General features: G+C 71.1%; 15 protein-coding genes. 12 read left to right on the forward strand and 3 right to left on the reverse strand.

Annotation, left to right across the window (positions count from 1 at the left end):
• The first annotated feature begins 65 nt into the window (after window positions 1-65).
• The 8 genes from FAF44_RS29560 to FAF44_RS29595 all read left to right on the forward strand — a co-directional run bounded on the left by FAF44_RS29560 (window position 66) and on the right by FAF44_RS29595 (window position 8,763).
• Window positions 66-743, forward strand: a complete 678-nt coding sequence (locus tag FAF44_RS29560; RefSeq protein WP_237106576.1) for a GntR family transcriptional regulator — start codon at window positions 66-68, stop codon at window positions 741-743.
• 90 nt (window positions 744-833) lie between these two features.
• Window positions 834-2,450: an ABC transporter substrate-binding protein gene (locus FAF44_RS29565; protein ID WP_237106577.1), complete on the forward strand. Its 1,617-nt coding sequence runs from the start codon at window positions 834-836 to the stop codon at window positions 2,448-2,450.
• Window positions 2,450-3,409 carry an ABC transporter permease gene (locus FAF44_RS29570; RefSeq protein ID WP_237106578.1) on the forward strand — a complete coding sequence of 320 codons (960 nt, stop codon included), beginning with the start codon at window positions 2,450-2,452 and terminating at the stop codon, window positions 3,407-3,409. The genes FAF44_RS29565 and FAF44_RS29570 overlap by 1 nt, the downstream gene beginning before the upstream one ends.
• Window positions 3,402-4,229, forward strand: coding sequence for an ABC transporter permease (locus FAF44_RS29575; protein ID WP_237106579.1), 828 nt, complete (start codon window positions 3,402-3,404; stop codon window positions 4,227-4,229). The genes FAF44_RS29570 and FAF44_RS29575 overlap by 8 nt, the downstream gene beginning before the upstream one ends.
• A complete protein-coding gene (locus FAF44_RS29580; protein WP_237106580.1) occupies window positions 4,226-5,191 on the forward strand; it encodes an ABC transporter ATP-binding protein in 966 nt (321 codons plus the stop codon). Before FAF44_RS29575 ends, FAF44_RS29580 begins: the two co-directional genes overlap by 4 nt.
• Window positions 5,188-6,156 carry an ABC transporter ATP-binding protein gene (locus tag FAF44_RS29585; RefSeq protein WP_237106581.1) on the forward strand — a complete coding sequence of 323 codons (969 nt, stop codon included), beginning with the start codon at window positions 5,188-5,190 and terminating at the stop codon, window positions 6,154-6,156. Before FAF44_RS29580 ends, FAF44_RS29585 begins: the two co-directional genes overlap by 4 nt.
• 85 nt (window positions 6,157-6,241) lie before the next feature.
• Complete coding sequence (locus FAF44_RS29590; protein ID WP_237106606.1) at window positions 6,242-8,026, forward strand: gamma-glutamyltransferase family protein; 1,785 nt, start codon at window positions 6,242-6,244, stop codon at window positions 8,024-8,026.
• A complete protein-coding gene (locus tag FAF44_RS29595; protein WP_237106582.1) occupies window positions 8,023-8,763 on the forward strand; it encodes a sulfite exporter TauE/SafE family protein in 741 nt (246 codons plus the stop codon). The genes FAF44_RS29590 and FAF44_RS29595 overlap by 4 nt, the downstream gene beginning before the upstream one ends.
• Window positions 8,764-8,802: 39 nt before the next feature.
• Here the strand turns inward: FAF44_RS29595 and FAF44_RS29600 are convergent, their stop codons facing one another.
• The 3 genes from FAF44_RS29600 to FAF44_RS29610 all read right to left on the reverse strand — a co-directional run bounded on the left by FAF44_RS29600 (window position 8,803) and on the right by FAF44_RS29610 (window position 11,785).
• Window positions 8,803-9,888: a glutamate--cysteine ligase gene (locus tag FAF44_RS29600; RefSeq protein ID WP_237106583.1), complete on the reverse strand. Its 1,086-nt coding sequence runs from the start codon at window positions 9,886-9,888 to the stop codon at window positions 8,803-8,805.
• 85 nt (window positions 9,889-9,973) lie between these two features.
• The gene (locus tag FAF44_RS29605) at window positions 9,974-10,624 is read right to left on the reverse strand and encodes a M15 family metallopeptidase (protein WP_237106584.1); all 651 of its coding nucleotides are present in this window, start codon (window positions 10,622-10,624) and stop codon (window positions 9,974-9,976) included.
• Window positions 10,625-10,636: 12 nt separating this feature from the next.
• Entirely contained in the window at window positions 10,637-11,785 is a 1,149-nt protein-coding gene (locus FAF44_RS29610) for an ROK family transcriptional regulator (protein ID WP_237106585.1), read from the reverse strand.
• Between the two features lie 136 nt (window positions 11,786-11,921).
• Between FAF44_RS29610 and FAF44_RS29615 the strand changes: the two genes are divergently transcribed.
• From FAF44_RS29615 to FAF44_RS29630, 4 genes are all read left to right on the forward strand, one after another.
• Window positions 11,922-13,232, forward strand: a complete 1,311-nt coding sequence (locus tag FAF44_RS29615; RefSeq protein WP_237106586.1) for an extracellular solute-binding protein — start codon at window positions 11,922-11,924, stop codon at window positions 13,230-13,232.
• A gap of 2 nt (window positions 13,233-13,234) precedes the next feature.
• Entirely contained in the window at window positions 13,235-14,248 is a 1,014-nt protein-coding gene (locus tag FAF44_RS29620) for a carbohydrate ABC transporter permease (RefSeq protein ID WP_237106587.1), read from the forward strand.
• Window positions 14,245-15,096 (forward strand): carbohydrate ABC transporter permease, encoded by an 852-nt coding sequence (locus FAF44_RS29625; RefSeq protein ID WP_237106588.1) that lies wholly within the window; start codon window positions 14,245-14,247, stop codon window positions 15,094-15,096. Before FAF44_RS29620 ends, FAF44_RS29625 begins: the two co-directional genes overlap by 4 nt.
• A 70-nt stretch (window positions 15,097-15,166) precedes the next feature.
• A complete protein-coding gene (locus tag FAF44_RS29630) occupies window positions 15,167-16,606 on the forward strand; it encodes a glycoside hydrolase family 3 protein (protein WP_237106589.1) in 1,440 nt (479 codons plus the stop codon).

Raw genomic sequence — 16,606 nt, forward strand, 5'->3', positions numbered from 1 at the left:
GGTTACGGACGTTGCTTGGCCTCTGGCGCAACACCCCTAACATCTTGTATACGATAAATCCCTCTATGAGCGATATGACGCTGGGCGGGGCCCACCAGACCTTGCGTGACGAGGTCACCAAGGAGCTGCGCCGCCGGATACTCTCCGGCGAGCTCGCCCAAGGCGAGCGCCTGGTCGAGGACCGGCTGGCCGCCGCGCTCGGCGTCTCGCGCAACCCCGTACGCGAGTCCATCAGAGTCCTCGCCGCCGAGGGTTTCATCCAGGTCGTCCCCCGTCTCGGGGCCACCGTCGCGCGCCTGTCGGCCGAGGAGGGCGAGGAGCTCTTCGACGTACGCATGGCCATCGAGGGCCTGGCGGCCCGGCTGGCCGCGCGCAAGCGCTCCCCCGCCGCCGCCGACCGGCTGCGCAGGCTGCTCGAACAGGCCAAGGAGGCGGTCGAGGCCGGGCGGCTGGAGGCGGTGGCCGACCTCAACACCGCCTTCCACCTGGCCGTGGGCGAGGCGACGGGCAACTCGTACCTGGCGTTGATGATGAAGCCGATGCTCCAGCGCGCCCAGTGGATCTTCAGCCAGACGGCCGCCATCCGCGGGCCGCATTCCTGGACCGAGCATCTGAGCCTCTGCGAGGCGATCGCGGCAGGTGACGAGGACGAAGCGCAGGCCAGAGCGGTCGCGCACGTCGCGGCGGCACGGCGGACGTTCCTGGCCGCCGCGGGCCGTACCACGAAACACCCAAACGATTAGGAAACGCTCAGATAACAACATAGGGTGCGGAAACACACCTGAAATGTGAAATCTTGTATACAGTCTCCTAAACCTTTCAACGGAGGCCCAATGCGACCGTCCCCCAAGGTCGTCGCGGCGCTCGCCACCCTCCCCCTCGCCCTGGCGGCCTGTGGTGGAGGCGAGACGAGCAACACGCCCGCGGCACCGAGTTCCATAGCCAGCGCCTCGACCGACAACCGGTCGGTCAAGGACGGCGGCACCCTCAACATCGCGTTGAACGCCGACCCTGACGCGCTGGACCCGAGCATCTCCACCACGCTCGTCGGCCGCGAGGTCTTCGCGAACATGTGCGAGAAGCTCTACGACATCGACGCCTCCTCGAACCTGATCCCGCAGCTCGCCGCCGGCATGCCCGAGGTCGCGGGCGACGGCAAGGAAGTGACGATCAAGCTCCGCGACGGCGTCACGTTCAACGACGGCACGGCGTTCGACGCGGCGGCCGTCAAGAAGTCGCTGGACCGGCACCGCACCTGGGAGAAGTCCGCGCGCGCGGCCGACCTGGCGGCGGTGAGCAAGGTCGAGGTGGTCGACCCCACGACGGTGAAGCTCACGCTGGCACAGGCGTTCACGCCGCTCACCGCGCAGCTCGCCGACCGCGCCGGCATGATCATGTCGCCGAAGGCGCTGGACTCCGGCAGCGACAACTTCGGCGCCAGCCCCGTGTGCGTCGGGCCGTTCAAGTTCGCCAGCCGCACCTCGGGCAGCCAGATCGTGCTGGACAAGTCCGCCGACTACTACGACGCCGCCAAGGTCAAGCTGGACAAGCTCGTATACAAAATCATCGTCGACCCCAACGTGCGGGCCGCGAATCTGAAGTCCGGCGACGTGCAGGTGGCCGACCAGCTCGCCACGAACACGGTCGCGGGCGTGCAGGCCGACCCGAACCTGAGCGTCGTCTCCGGCGGCGGCCTCGGCTACTACGGCTTCCAGATCAACATCGGCAACGTCAGCGGCTCCACCGAGAAGCCCGGCGCGGTCGACACCCCTCTGGGCAAGAACCCGCAGCTCCGTGAGGCGTTCGAGCTGGCGCTCGACCGCGACGCGATCAACAAGGCCGTCTACAACGGGCTGCACGAGGTGGACTGCTACCCGGTGCCGATCGACAGCCCGTACCGGCCGAAGGACCTGACCTGCCCCAAGCAGGACCTGGCCAAGGCCAAGCAGCTCGTGCAGGCCTCCGGCGTGCAGACGCCGATCGCGGTCACGCTGGCCACCCCGAACGACGCCGTCAACCAGCGCCTCGCGCAGGTCATCCAGTCGATGACCAAGGAGGCCGGCTTCAACGTCAGCGTGCAGACGGCCGAGTTCGTCAGCGTGCTGGAGCAGGGCAAGGCCGGCAAGTTCGACGTGCTGCTGAGCGGCTGGTCGGGCCGGGTGGACCCGGACGGCAACCTCACCAACCTGGTCACCAGCCAGGGCAGCAACAACTACGGGGGCATGTCCGACGCGGGCATCGACGACCCGATCAAGCAGGCCGCCGCCGAGTCCGACCCGGCCAAGCGGGCCGAGCTGTACGGCGCCGCCATGAAGAAGGCCGCCGAACTGCGTGGCGTGGTGTACCTGTACCACAACCTGTACTACCTGGGCACGCACAAGACCGTCGCCGGGATCCAGTACTTCAAGGACGGCCTGCCGCGCTTCATCAGCGCCGGGTTCGCCGCCTGATGTTCTGGTTCATCCTCCGGCGCTGCGGGTCGGCCGTCCTCGTGCTGTTCCTGTCCAGTGTCCTGATCTTCCTCGGCATCCGGGCGCTGCCCGGTGACCCGGCGTCGGTCATGGCCGGGCAGGAGGCCTCGCAGGCCGCGATCGAGGCCATCCGCAAGGAGTTCGGCCTGGACAAGCCGCTGCCCGCGCAGTACCTGGACTACGTCGGCCAGACTCTCACCGGCAACTTCGGCCGCTCGACCCAGGACCAGCTCCCCGTGGCTGACATCCTGGCCGAGCGGCTGCCGGTGACGCTGGAGCTGTCGCTGCTGGCCATGGTGGTCGCGATCGTCATCGGCGTGGGGGCGGGCATCGTGGCCGCCGTCCGCCGGGGCAAGCTCGCCGACTACGTGGCCACCGCGTTCGGGCTGGCCGGGTTGTCGGTGCCGCACTTCTGGCTGGGGCTGCTCGGCATCCTGCTGTTCGCGGTCACCTGGCGGGTGCTGCCCGCCTCCGGGTACGTCCCCTTCACCGAGGACCCCGTCCAGAACCTGCAGCGCATGATCCTGCCGGCCCTGGTGCTCGGCACCGGCTTCGCCGCGATCCTGATGCGGCAGACCCGCTCGGCGATGCTGGGCGCGCTGTCGGCCGACTACGTCAGGACCGCCAGGTCCAAGGGTCTGTCCGAGGCCAAGGTGGTGGGCGCGCACGCGCTGCGCAACAGCCTGACCACCGTGGTGACGGTGCTCGGCCTGCAGCTCGGGGCGCTGATCAGCGGCGCCGTGGTGACCGAGCAGATCTTCGTCATCCCAGGCTTCGGCAAGCTCACCGTGGACGCGGTGCTGACCAGGAACTACCCGGTCATCCAGGCCGTCGTGCTGGTCACCGTCATCGGATACGTGCTGGTGAACCTGCTGGTCGACATCGCCTACGCCTTCCTCAACCCGCGGATCAGGCTGTCGGGAGGCACCCGTGACTAGGCACTGGCGACGTTTCAGGCGGCGGCCGATGCCGATGGCGGGCCTGGTGCTGGTGGTCGCGTTCGTGCTGCTGGCGCTGCTCGGCCCGCTGGTGACCGGCGACCCGGCGGAGCAGGACTACCTGGCCACGCTCGCGGCCCCGTCGGGCGCCCACCCGATGGGCACCGACGACCTCGGCCGCGACGCCTTCGCGCGGATCGCGCACGGCGCGCAGGTCTCGCTCCAGGCGGGCGTGCTGTCCACGCTGCTGGCGATGGTCGTCGGCATCCCCATCGGGCTGGTCGCGGGCTTCTACCGGCGCTGGCTGGACCCGATCGTCATGCGACTGGTGGACGTGACGCTGGCCTTCCCGTTCCTGGTGTTCGCGGTCGGCCTGGCGGCCATCATCGGGCCCTCGCTGAAGGGCGTGGTGCTGGCGCTGGGCTTCTCCCAGCTCCCCGCGATCATCCGGATCACCCGCGGCGAGGTGCTGGCCGTCAGGGAGATGGACTACGTGGCCGCGGCCATCGCCGACGGCTCCGGCGACGGGCACATCATCTTCCGTTACGTGCTGCCGAACTGCGCCAGCCCGCTCATCGTGCAGGCCACGGTGGCGATCCCGGCGGCGATCATCGGCGAGGCCACGCTGTCGTTCCTGGGTCTGGGCGTGCAGCCGCCGACTCCGTCGTGGGGCGTGATGCTGACGACCGCGCAGCAGTACCTGAGCGACGCGCCGTGGCTGGCCGTCTGGCCCGGCCTGATGATCGCGCTGGCCACACTCGGCTTCAACCTGCTCGGCGACGGCCTGCGTGACGTACTGGACCCGAGGAGCCACCGATGAGCCTGCTGGAGATCACCAATCTCAAGGTCTCCTTCGACACCGAGGACGGCCAGGTCCAGGCGGTCAGGGACATCTCGCTCAGCCTGGACGAGGGCGAGATCCTCGCACTGTGCGGGGAGTCCGGCTGCGGCAAGTCGGTCACCGCGATGTCGGTGCCCCGGCTGCTCCCTCCCGAGACGACCCGCCTGTCCGGCTCGATCAAGCTGGACGGCCGCGAGCTGACCACGCTGCCCGAGGCGGAGATGCGCAAGGTGCGCGGCAAGACCGTCTCGGTCGTCTTCCAGGAGCCGATGACCTCGCTGAACCCGTCGTTCACGGTCGGCTACCAGATCGCCGAGGTGCTGCGCCGGCACGAGGGGCTCTCACGGCAGGCCGCCGCCAGGCGGGCCGTGGAGCTGCTGGAGCTGGTCGGCATCCCGGCGCCGGCGCGGCGCGTGAAGGAGTACCCGCACCAGCTCTCCGGGGGCATGCGGCAGCGGGTGATGATCGCCATCGCGGTGGCCTGCTCGCCCCGGGTGCTGATCGCCGACGAGCCCACCACGGCGCTCGACGTGACGATCCAGGCGGGCGTGCTGGACGTGTTCCGCGACCTGCGGGACCGGCTCGGCACCGCGATCATCCTCATCACGCACGACCTGGGCGTGGTGGCCGACATCGCCGACCGGGCCGTGGTCATGTACGCGGGCCGCGCCGTCGAGCAGGCCCCGGTGGGCGGGCTGTTCGCCGGCCCGCGCCACCCGTACACGCTGGGCCTGATGAACGCCCTGCCGTCCGCCGCCGTGGACGGCCGCCTGGCGGAGATCCCCGGCCTGGTGCCCTCACCGCTGTCGGACCCCGACGAGTGCGCCTTCCAGGACCGCTGCGCGCGTGCCCAGGCGGACTGCCGGCTGTCCAGGCCGCCGCTCACCCACCAGGCCGACGACCATCTGGCGGCCTGCTTCCACCCGGGAGGTCAGTCGTGATCCTGCGGATCGACAACCTGGTCAAGCACTACGGCCCCGTACGGGCCGTGGACGGCCTGTCGCTGGAGATCGGCGAGGGCGAGGTGCTCGGCCTGGTCGGCGAGTCGGGCAGCGGCAAGTCGACGGTCGGCAAGTGCGTGCTGCGCCTGACGGAGCCCACCTCGGGCACGATCGAGCTGGCCGGCCGCGACATCACCCACCTGCAGCGCCGGGCCATGCGCCCGCTGCGCAGGGACGTCCACATGGTCTTCCAGGACCCGTTCTCCTCGCTCAACCCGCGCTTCAGCATCGAGCGGATCGTGGCCGAGCCGCTGCTGCGGCACAAGGTGACCGACCGGCGCGAGGTGTCGCGGCGGGTCGGGGCCATGCTGGAGAGGGTGGGGCTGCGCCAGGAGATGCGCAAGCGCTTCCCGCACGAGCTGTCCGGCGGGCAGCGGCAGCGGGTGGGGCTGGCCAGGGCGCTGATCCTGGAGCCGAAGCTCGTGGTGGCCGACGAGCCGGTGTCGGCGCTGGACGTGTCCGTGCAGGCGTCGGTGCTCAACCTGATCACCGACCTGCAGCGGGACATGGGCTTCTCGTGCCTGTTCATCACCCATGACCTGTCGGTCGTGGAGTTCCTGGCCGACCGGATCGCGGTCATGTACCTGGGCAGGATCGTGGAGTCCGGGCCGACGGCCGACATCTTCGCCGGGCCGCGGCATCCGTACACGCAGGCCCTGCTGTCGGCGGCCCCGGTGGCCGACCCAGTCAAGCAGCGCGAGCGGCGCCGGATCGTGCTCGGCGGCGACGTGCCGAGCCCGCTGGACCCGCCGCCCGGCTGCCGCTTCCACACGCGGTGCCCGCTGGCGTACGACGAGTGCCGGGTCACCGAGCCGCTGCTGAACGATCCACGCGGCGGCGGTCACCCGGCCGCCTGCCACCTCGTCACCGCGGACCGCGTCCCCGACGCGGCCCTCCCCCGATAAGAGCGGCCCCCGCCCGAGACCCGGGCCGCCAACAGAAGGAGCGAGTTTGTTCACCACCAGGCCCGAGCTGAAGGGCGACTTCGGCATGGTCGCCAGCACGCACTGGCTGGCTTCGGCCACCGGGATGAGCGTGCTGGAGCGCGGCGGGAACGCGTTCGACGCGGCGGTGGCCGCGGGGTTCGTGCTGCAGGTCGCCGAGCCGCACCTGAACGGCCCCGGCGGCGAGGTGCCCATCCTGCTGTGGAGCGAGGACGAGCAGAAGGTGTCGGTCGTGTGCGGTCAGGGCGTGGCCCCCTCCGCGGCCACCATCGACCGCTTCACCGAGCTCGGCCTGGACGTCGTGCCCGGCACCGGGCTGCTCGCGGCGACCGTGCCCGGGGCGTTCGGCGGCTGGATGCTGATGCTGGAACGCTGGGGCACCTGGTCGCTGGCCGACGTGCTGGCGCCGGCGATCCACTACGCCGAGCACGGCGTGCCGGTGCTGGAGCGCGTCTCGGCCACGATCGGCTCGGTGCGGGAGCTGTTCACGCAGGACTGGCCCACGTCGGCGGCGACCTGGCTGCCCGGCGGGAACGTTCCCGAGCCGGGCTCCAAGCTGGCCAACCCCGTGCTGGCCGGCACCTACCGGCGGCTGGTCGCGGAGGCCGAGTCGGCGTCGGGCACCCGCGAGGGCCAGCTCGCCGCCGCCAGGAAGGCGTGGTACGAGGGCTTCGTCGCCGAGGCGATCGCCGACTTCAGCGCGAACACGGCCTGGCGCGACAGCTCCGGCGAGGTGCACGGCGGCCTGCTCACGGGCGACGACCTGGCCGGCTGGCAGGCGTCGGTCGAGGAGCCGCTGACCTTCGACTACCGTGGCCACACCGTGTGCAAGACCGGGCCGTGGGGGCAGGGGCCGACGTTCCTGCAGCAGCTCGCCCTGCTCGACGGCCTCGACCTGGACGGGATGGACTTCCTCGGCGCCGACTACGTGCACACGGTGACGGAGGCCGCCAAGCTGGCCTTCGCCGACCGCGAGGCATGGTACGGCGACACCGACGTGCCCATGTCCGACCTGCTGAGCCCGGCCTACAACGCCGAGCGGCGGCGGCTGATCGGCGCGCGGGCCAGCCTGGAGCTGCGGCCCGGCGCTCCCGGCGGGCGGGCGCCCAGGCTGCCCGTCTTCCCCGGCCCCGGCACGGCGAGCGACGCGCCCGGCCTGTCCGGCTCCCGTTCGGGCGTCGGCGAGCCGACGGTGGGCGGCTCCGCGCAGGGCGTCGGCGAGCCCACGGTCTCCCGCGACGGCACGGTCAAGGGCGACACGTGCCACGTGGACGTGGTGGACCGCTTCGGCAACATGGTCTCGGCCACCCCCAGCGGCGGCTGGCTGCAGAGCTCCCCCACCATCCCCGGGCTGGGCTTCTGCCTGGGCACCCGGGCGCAGATGTTCTGGCTCCAGGACGGTGTGGCGACCGCGCTGCGCCCCGGCGCGCGCCCGCGCACCACGCTGTCGCCGTCGTTCGCGCTCAGGGACGGCAAGCCGTGGCTGGCCTTCGGCACCCCCGGCGGTGACCAGCAGGACCAGTGGAGCCTGACCTTCTTCCTCTCGCTCGTGCACGGCGGGCTGAACCTTCAGGAGGCCATCGACGCCCCCATGTTCCACTCCGAGCACTTCCCCAGCTCGTTCTTCCCGCGCGGCTCCCGTCCCGGCGTCATGCACGTCGAGGACCGGCTCGGTGCGGGCGTCATCGCCGAGTTGCGACGGCGCGGGCACGAGGTCGAGGTGCAGGGCCCGTGGGCGCTGGGCCGGCTGAGCGCGGTCTCCCGTGAGGACGCCTTCCTCAAGGCCGCCGCCAACCCGCGTGGCGCCCAAGGCTACGCTGCCGGCCGATGACCGACCTGCTCTTCCTGGTCGGTGCCGGCCTGCTGGCCGGAGTGGTGAACGCGCTGGCGGGCGGCGGGACGCTCATCTCGTTCCCCGCCCTGCTGGCGATGGGGCATCCGGGCCTGACCGCGACCGTGACGAACGCGGTCGCGCTCTGGCCCGGCTATCTCGGGGGTGTGCTCGGCTACCGGGCCGAGTTGCGGGGGCAGCGGCGCAGGGCGACGTCGCTGTCGGTCACGGCGGTGCTGGGGGCGTGCGCGGGCAGCGCGCTGCTGCTGCTCACGCCCGGCAAGCTGTTCGAGTCGATGGTGCCGTGGCTGGTGGCCTTCGCCAGCCTCGCCCTGCTCGCGCAGCCGTGGCTGCGCAAGCTCATCGGGGGCGAGGCGGACAGCCCGCCCAGCCGCATGGTGTTCGCCGGGGTGTTCCTCGGCGGCTGTTACGGCGCCTACTTCAACGGCGGCATGGGCGTGGTGCTGCTGACCGTGCTCGGCATGTTCCTGCACGACACCCTGCATCGCGTGAACGCCGTGCGGGCCGTGCTCGCGCTGGTCATCAGCTCGGTCTCGGTCGTCGCGTTCTCCTTGTTCGGCCCCGTGGACTGGACGGCCGCCGCGGTGATCGCGCCGGCCAGCCTGGTCGGCGGGCTCCTCGGGACCCGCCTGGCCAGGCTCATGCCCGCCAAGGTGCTCAGGGGCGTGGTCGTCGCGTTCGGCCTGGGGGTGGCCGTGGCGCTGGCTCTGCACTGAGCCCGCCGACCCCGCGTCCCGTTCGTCAGGCCGCCGCCGTCAAGCCACGGTGGCCTCGATGAGGTCGTCCACCACCTCGGCGAGGTCGTTCGCCTTCGCGTACGCCCTCCGCTGCCGCATCGCGCCGGACCCCTTGCGCAGCAGCCGGTCGAGGCCCTCCTGGACGAACGTCAGGTCGCCGGCCTCGGCCAGCGCCGGACGTACGTGCTCCAGGAGGCGACCGGCCGCCACCGCCGCCGGCACGAGCGTGTTGTGCCGGACGTCGAGGCTGTCGCCCTGCAGCCCGTCGCGGGCGGCCCGCCAGTAGGCGGCCCGCAGCACCTCGGCGGGCACGGGCAGCCCCCGGTCGCCGCGCCGGACGGCGGCCAGCGCGGTGACGACCAGCGCCCGGATCAGCCCGATCAGGGTGAGGCTGTCGGCCACGTCGAGCGGCACGTCGGCCACCCTGATCTCCACCGTGGGCAGCCGCGGCGACGGGCGGGCGTCCCAGTAGACGGTCTTGGGGTCGAGCAACACGCCCGACGCCGTGAGCGTCCGCAGGGCCAGCTCGTACGCCGCGTACGACGGGAAGTAGGGCGGCGCGCCGGACACCGGCCAGCGACCCCAGCTCATCACCCTCCAGGAGGCGTAGCCGGTGTCGCGGCCGACGAAGAACGGCGAGTTGGCGGCCAGCGCGATCAGCGTCGGCAGCCAGGGTCGCAGGTGGTTTCCCACGTAGACGGCATGTTCGGGGTCGGGTACGTCCACGTGCACGTGCAGGGCGCAGATGCTGATCTCGTCCTGCAGCGCCCGGTAGAGCGTGCGGCCCTGATGGTAACGGTCGTCGTCGGTGAGCGGCGGCGGCATGACGTTGCCGAGGACGGGAATGCCGCTCGCGACGACGGCCAGGCCGCACGAGCGGGCGGCGCCGGCCACCTCCTTTCGCGCGGTACGCAGTTGTGAGCCGAGTTCGCTCAGGTCGGCGGAGGGCGGCGTGCGAGCCTCCACCTGGAACCGGGTGATTTCCTGCACCACGTCGAGTACATCCGTCGCCGCGGCCAGGACTTCGGCCGACCGGGGAGCGACGTGGCGAGTGCGGGGATCGACGATGAGGTACTCCTCTTCGATCCCGATGAGTGGAACCATGCCCACACCTCGCTGGGAGTCCAATCCTCCGTACGAGGTTGTGCCCGTACCATGCCGGGCGGAAAACCTTTTCAACAAACGGTTGTCAGCGGGTGAACTCCACCGGGCCGTAGCGGGCGTGCGCGGCCTGGGTGGACATCGCCCAGTAACGGTCTCCGTACGACCAGTGCCACCATTCGGTGGGGTAGTTGACCAGGCCGGCGGGCTCCAGGGCGGCGGCGAGGAGCTTGCGGTGGGCGCGGGCGTCGTCGGAGATGTTCGGGGCGGCGGTGTAGCAGGCGCCGGAGCTCTGCTCGGGGTTGTCGTTGAGCTGGGTGCCCATGTCGTACTCGGTGCCGTCGGGGGCGCACAGGGTCAGGTCCACGGCGGCTCCGGCGGTGTGCGGGGCCACCTCCACGGGGGAGACGTAGCGGCTGGCCGCCACGTACGACTCCGCGGGCGTCAGCCCGGTGAGCGTGGCGCGGTAGCCGTCGAAGATGCGGCGCTGGGTGGCGACGGGCCGGTATCCCTCGACGACGAGCAGGTGGTAGCCGCCGGGCAGCAGGCTCTCGGCGTGTTCGAGGCGCTGGAGCACGCCGGCGCGCAGGTGGGCGTACGCGCCTTCGTCGTCGGCCAGGCGTGGGTCGACGCGCAGCCGTCCGCGCACGTCCGCGAGCGGTTCGCCGCTCTCCTGCACGGGGATCGAGGTCACGCGGGGGTCCGAGATCAGCACGACGTCGTTCGGGGACTGCCACATGGGCAAGAATTCTCACACAGTGTCGGAGAAGACCTGCTCCCGGGCCTGTTCCAGGGCCGCCACGAGGGCGCCGCGCAGCACCGGGTTCCCGGCCACCCTGGTCGTGACCACGGTCGGGCGGCTCGGGCACACCCGGGCCACGGCCTCCTGCACCTTGGCCGCCAGGCGTTCGCCGCCGGCCCGGCCGATGTCGCCGCTGAGCACGATGAGGCCGGGGTCGAGCACGACGGTGACGGCCGCCGCGCCGAGTGCCAGCCGGGCCGCCACCGCGTCCAGGTAGCCCTCGTCGCCGCCGCGTACCAGGTCGGGCACGGTGTGGCCGGTCACGCCGTGTTCGTCGGCCAGGCCGCGCAGGGCGTCGTGGCCCACCAGTCGCTGGAACGAGCCGGTCTGCGGCCGGATGACGTCGGACGGCAGCGGCTCCCCCGGCACGGGCAGCCAGCCGATCTCGCCCGCGCCGCCGGTGATGCCCCGGTGCAGCCGGCCGCCCAGCATGACGCCGAGGCCCTGGCCGACGCCGGCCCAGATGACCACGAAGTCGTCGAACCCGACGGCCGCGCCGTGCCGGTGCTCGGCCAGCGCGACGAGGTTGACGTCGTTCTCGATGGTGACCGAGGCGCCGAGCGTCTCGCGCAGGCTGGCCAGCACGCCGACGTGCCAGGCGGGCAGGTCGACCGAGATGCGCACGTCGCCCGAGGCCGGATCGACCACGCCTCTGGTGCCGATGACGAACGCGCGCAACCGTGACAGGCTGACGTTCGCCGCGTCGCACGCGCGCTGCACGGCCGCGTGCACCGCCTTGACGGGGTCGCGGCCGTCGGAGGGATTGACGGTGATCTCGACCACTACCCTGCCTGTGATGTCCGCCACACCCACCGTGAGGCTGTCGGGCAGCACCTCCAGCCCGGCGACGTACGCGCTCGACGGAACCACGGCGTACAGGGCGGCGTGGGGCCCCCTGCCGCCCGCGCGCTCGCCCGCGACCTCCACGAGGCCCCGTTCCTCCAGGCGCGCGAGGAGCTGACCTGCGGTTACCTTGGAGAGCCCGGTTCGCTCACCGAGCTCGGCACGGGTGAGAGGACCGTCTCCGAGGAGCAGTTCGAGCGCCGCGCGGTCGTTCAACCGGCGCAGCAACCGGGGAGTTCCCGGGTCTCGGCTCATCGGATCACCCTTCTCGTCACGATCGGCTAACGAGCGTTTCTTTTAAGAAAGTTTCTTGTTAGTTTACCAGCATCGTTCGGATTTGACGATCAGCCTGGTGCCGACCGCAGGCCAGCACCCGGGAAGGGAGAACCCTGTGAGGATCGCGAAGATCACGGCCACGACGGTCACCACGGCCGCACTGGCCTTGGGCTTGGCCGCTTGTGGCTCCGGTGAGCAGCCCCCCACGTCCTCACCCAGCGCCGCCGCCTCAGGCCCCGCGTTCGCCGGCAAGACGCTGAGCGTCTGGCGGCTCGGAGACAGCAACCCGGCCGCGGCGACGTACATGGAGGAACTCAACGCCGAGTTCACCAAGCAGACCGGTGCGCAGGTCAAGCTGGAGTGGATCCCGTGGCCGCAGGTCGCGGACAAGTTCGCCGCCGCCGCGACCGGCACCGGCCCGGACGTGACCGAGATCGGCAACGACCAGGTCCCCATGTGGCAGAGCCAGGACGCCCTTGAGCCGATCACCGACATCGCCCGCGAGGGCGACCGGTCGCAGATCCCCCAGAACCTGTACGGCTACGAGACCGTGGACAACGAGATCTACGCCGTGCCGTGGGGCGCCGGCGCCCGCGCGGTCCTCTACCGCAAGGACTGGTTCGACGAGCTCAAGATCGAGATCCCCAAGACGTGGGACGACCTCGTCGCCGCGGCCAAGAAGATCCAGGCCGACAAGAAGGGCGTGGACGGCTTCGCCTTCAACGGCGGCTCCGACGCCAACCACCTGCTGGCGGCGTTCGCCTGGTCCGAGGGCGGCGAGTACGCCGTCAAGGAGGGCGACAAGTGGGTCGGCAAGCTCACCGAGCCCGGCTTCGCCGCGGGTTTCGCCACCTACACCGGCCTGGTCACCGACGGCCTGTCCAACAAGGCGAACCTGACGCACGACACCACGCACATCCGCACCCGCTTCGCCAACGACAAGGTCGCGATGTACCTCACCGCCGCCTGGGACCTGTCGGGCATCGAGGAGGACTCCAAGGGCAAGCTGAAGGGCGACAAGCTCGGCTTCTTCCCGCTGCCCGCCAAGACCGGCGGCACGGCGCCCTCCTTCTTCGGCGGCAACGACATCGCGCTGTGGGGCGGCACCCAGCAGGCCGACCTGGGCAAGGAGTACATCAAGCTGGCCACCGGCAAGACGTGGGCCGACCGCTACGCCAAGGAAGGCGGCCTGCTCCCGGTCTACCCCGACACGCTGACCGCGATGAACGAGGACCCGGCGCAGGGCCCCTTCGCCCAGGCGTTCGCCAAGGCCAAGGCCTTCCCGGCGGACCCCAACTGGTCTGAGGCCGACGCGACCAAGGCCGTGCTGCAGAACGCCGCGCGGGCCGTCATCGAGGGCAAGAAGGACGCCACCACCGCCCTCGCGGACGCCAACAAGGAACTCGAAGAGATCCTGAACCAGTAGCGATGGCGGACACGACAACGGTCGCCCGGGGCAGGGGCTCGTCCCCGCCCCCGGGTCACCGGCGCAACAAGAAGGGCCGTGCCGCGCGGTCGAGCGGGCTGCCGGCCTGGAGCGTCCCGTACGTGCTGCTCATCCCCGGCCTGGTGGTCATCGCGGGGCTGCTGCTGTACCCGATGTTCCAGCTCGGCGTCATGTCCTTCCAGAAGGTCGGCCTGGCCCAGATCCGCGGGAGCAGGCCCGCCGAGTGGGTGGGGCTGGAGAACTTCGAGAAGATCTTCAGCAACGACATCTTCTGGTCGGCCCTGCGCAACAGCGTGGCGTTCGCCTTCGTCGCCGTGAGCCTCACACTGGTCGTGGGCACCGCCGTCGGCGTGCTGCTGCACCGCCTGGGCAAGAAGATGTCGCTGTTCGTGGTCGTCGGCTGCATGCTGGCCTGGGCCGTGCCGCCCGTCGCGCAGGGCGTCATCTGGCGCTCGCTCTTCGACGCCGAGGCCGGCATCGTCAACTGGGCCCTGAACCTGCTGCCCGACTGGCTGGCCGCGCCGCCGGACGGACAGGAGAGCTGGAGCGGCACCCCCTGGCTGAACGACACCGTCCCCCTCTACGTCGCGCTGGTCGTGTGCGTGGTGTGGGCGGGCTTCCCGTTCATCGCGGTCTCGGTGCTGGCCGGGCTCAAGGGCGTCCCCAACGAGCTGTACGAGGCGGCCCGGGTGGACGGCTCCGGCCCCTGGCGCACGTTCACGAAGATCACCCTGCCGCTGCTGAAGCCCGTCTTCGCCGTCCTGACAATCCTGTCGATCATCTGGGACTTCAAGGTCTTCAGCCAGCTCTACGTGCTGATGAACGGCCCGACCAACCGCGAGGGCTTCAACCTGTCCATGTTCGCCGTGGCCGAGGCGTTCCGGCCCCCGCAGAAGCTGGGGTCGGGGGCGGCGATCTCGGTGGTGCTGACGATCATCCTGCTCGTCATCACCGTCGTGTACGTCCGGCAGATCGTGAAGCAGGAGGACATGTGACCCCGCTCGCCCGCAAGAGGCTCGGCAAGATCCTCCTGAACACGGCCGGGATCGTGGTCTTCGTCTACGCCGTCTTCCCCGTCTACTGGATGGTCGCCACCGGCTTCAAGGCCAACGACCAGATCTTCACCACCGAGTTCATCCCGTTCCCCACGCACTTCACCCTGGAGCACTTCGAGCGGGTGCTGACCGAGGGCGTGGCGAACAACTCCATCTGGCTCTACCTGCGCAACAGCGCGATCGTGGCGCTCGGCACCGTGTTCGTCGGCTCGGCCTTCGCGCTGCTGTCGGCCACCGCCATCGCCCGCTTCAGGTTCAAGGGACGCGGCACCTTCCTGGTCGTGCTGCTGATCGTGCAGATGTTGCCGGCGGAGGGCCTGCTCATCCCGCTGTACATCATGGTCAAGCGGGCCGGGCTGGGCGACCAGCTCCTCGGGCTGATCGTCACCCAGGTGGCGCTGACACTGCCGTTCGGCGTGTGGATGTTGCGCACGTTCGTCGCGGCGGTGCCCAAGTCGCTGGAGGAGGCCGCCTGGATCGACGGGGCCGGGCGCATGACGACCTTCTGGAAGGTGCTCTTCCCGCTGGTCGCGCCCGGACTGGTGGCGACGAGCATCTTCTCGTTCATCACCGCCTGGAACGACCTCATCTTCGCCCTGTACCTGATGTCGGGGTCGGAGGGGTACACGATGCCGGTCGCCCTGCAGTACTTCTTCGGGCAAAAGGGCGTCGACTGGGGCGCCATCATGGCCGGCTCGACGCTGATGACGATCCCGGTCGTGATCTTCTTCCTGCTGGTGCAACGCCGCATGGTCTCCGGCCTGGTCGCCGGTGCCGTGAAGGGCTGACACATCACGAATTTCCCGTACGGTGCCGCCGGTGCCGTACCCGACCTTGCCGGAAAACGGATGAGGAGCCATGAGTCAGAGTGATCGGGGGCTGCGCCGACTCGCGGCCGGCACGCTGCTCGTCGCCTTCCAGGGCACCACGGCGCCCGAATGGGTGCTGCGCGAGCTGGAGCACGGCCTCGGCGGCGTGACGCTCTTCGGCTTCAACGTGGCCGACCCCACCCAGGTGCTCGACCTGACCACCGCGCTGAGGGGAGCCGGTGAGCCCGTCATCTCGCTCGACGAGGAGGGCGGGGACGTGACGCGGCTGGCCTACCACGTCGGCAGCCCCTACCCGGGGAACGCGGCGCTGGGAGCCGTGGACGACGTGGAGCTGACCCGCCGCGTCTACCGGGCCATCGGCTCCGAACTGGCCGCCTGCGGCATCAACCTGGACATGGCGCCGAGCGCCGACGTCAACACCGAGGCCGACAACCCGGTCATCGGCACCAGGTCGTTCGGCACCGGGCCGGAACTGGTCGCCCGGCACACGGTCGCCGCCGTGCAGGGCCTCCAGTCGGTGAACGTGGCCGCCTGCGTCAAGCACTTCCCCGGCCACGGCGCCACCCGGGTGGACTCGCACCTGGCCGTACCGGTCGTGGACGTCGGCCTGGACGTGCTGCGCGAGCGCGAGCTCGTGCCCTTCCGCGCGGCCATCGGCGCGGGGGCCAGGTCGGTGATGACCGCGCACGTGGCGGTGCCGGTGGTGACGGGCGAGACGCCCGCCACGCTGTCCGGCGCCGCGCTGACCGGGCTCCTCAGGGGCGAGCTCGGTTACGACGGCGTGGTCGTCACCGACGCCCTCGACATGCACGCGATCACCAAGAGCGTGGGCCTGGCCGGGGGCGCCGTGCTCACCCTCGCGGCCGGCTCCGACCTGCTCTGCCTCGGCCCGCTGCCCACCTACGACGACGTCCAGGCGATCATCGCCGAGATCGTCTCGGCGGTGCGCGAGGGCCGGCTGGCCGAGGCCAGGCTGGAGGAGGCGGCGGCGCGGGTGGCGGCGCTGCGCTCCTGGGCCGCCGCGCCACGGCGGATCGCGGCCGAGCAGAACGTGGTCGGCCTGCACGCCGCCCGCCGGGCCGTCCGCCTGACCGGCTCCGCCACGCCGCTCGTCGAACCCCTGGTGATCGAGGTGGACACCCCGCCGACGATCGCCGTGGGCGACGTGCCGTGGGGGGTGGGCCCCTGGCTGCCGGACGCCGAGATCGTCCGCGTCAAGCCGGCCGCCGCCGACGCCCCCGCCCTGCTGGCCAAGGCCGCCGGACGGTCGCTGGTCGTGGTGGTCAAGGACGCGCACCGCCACCACGAGAGCCAGGAGCTGGTCTCCGCGCTCGTGGCGGCCCGCCCGGACACGACCGTCATCGAGATGGGGCTCCCGGTGTGGCGGCCCGCCAGCGCCGCCTACATCGCCACGTACGGGGCCGCCAGGGCCAACGCCCAGGCCGCCGTCGAACTCCTCACCGCCTAG

The organism is Nonomuraea sp. MG754425, from assembly GCF_021699195.1.
Lineage (GTDB): Bacteria > Actinomycetota > Actinomycetes > Streptosporangiales > Streptosporangiaceae > Nonomuraea.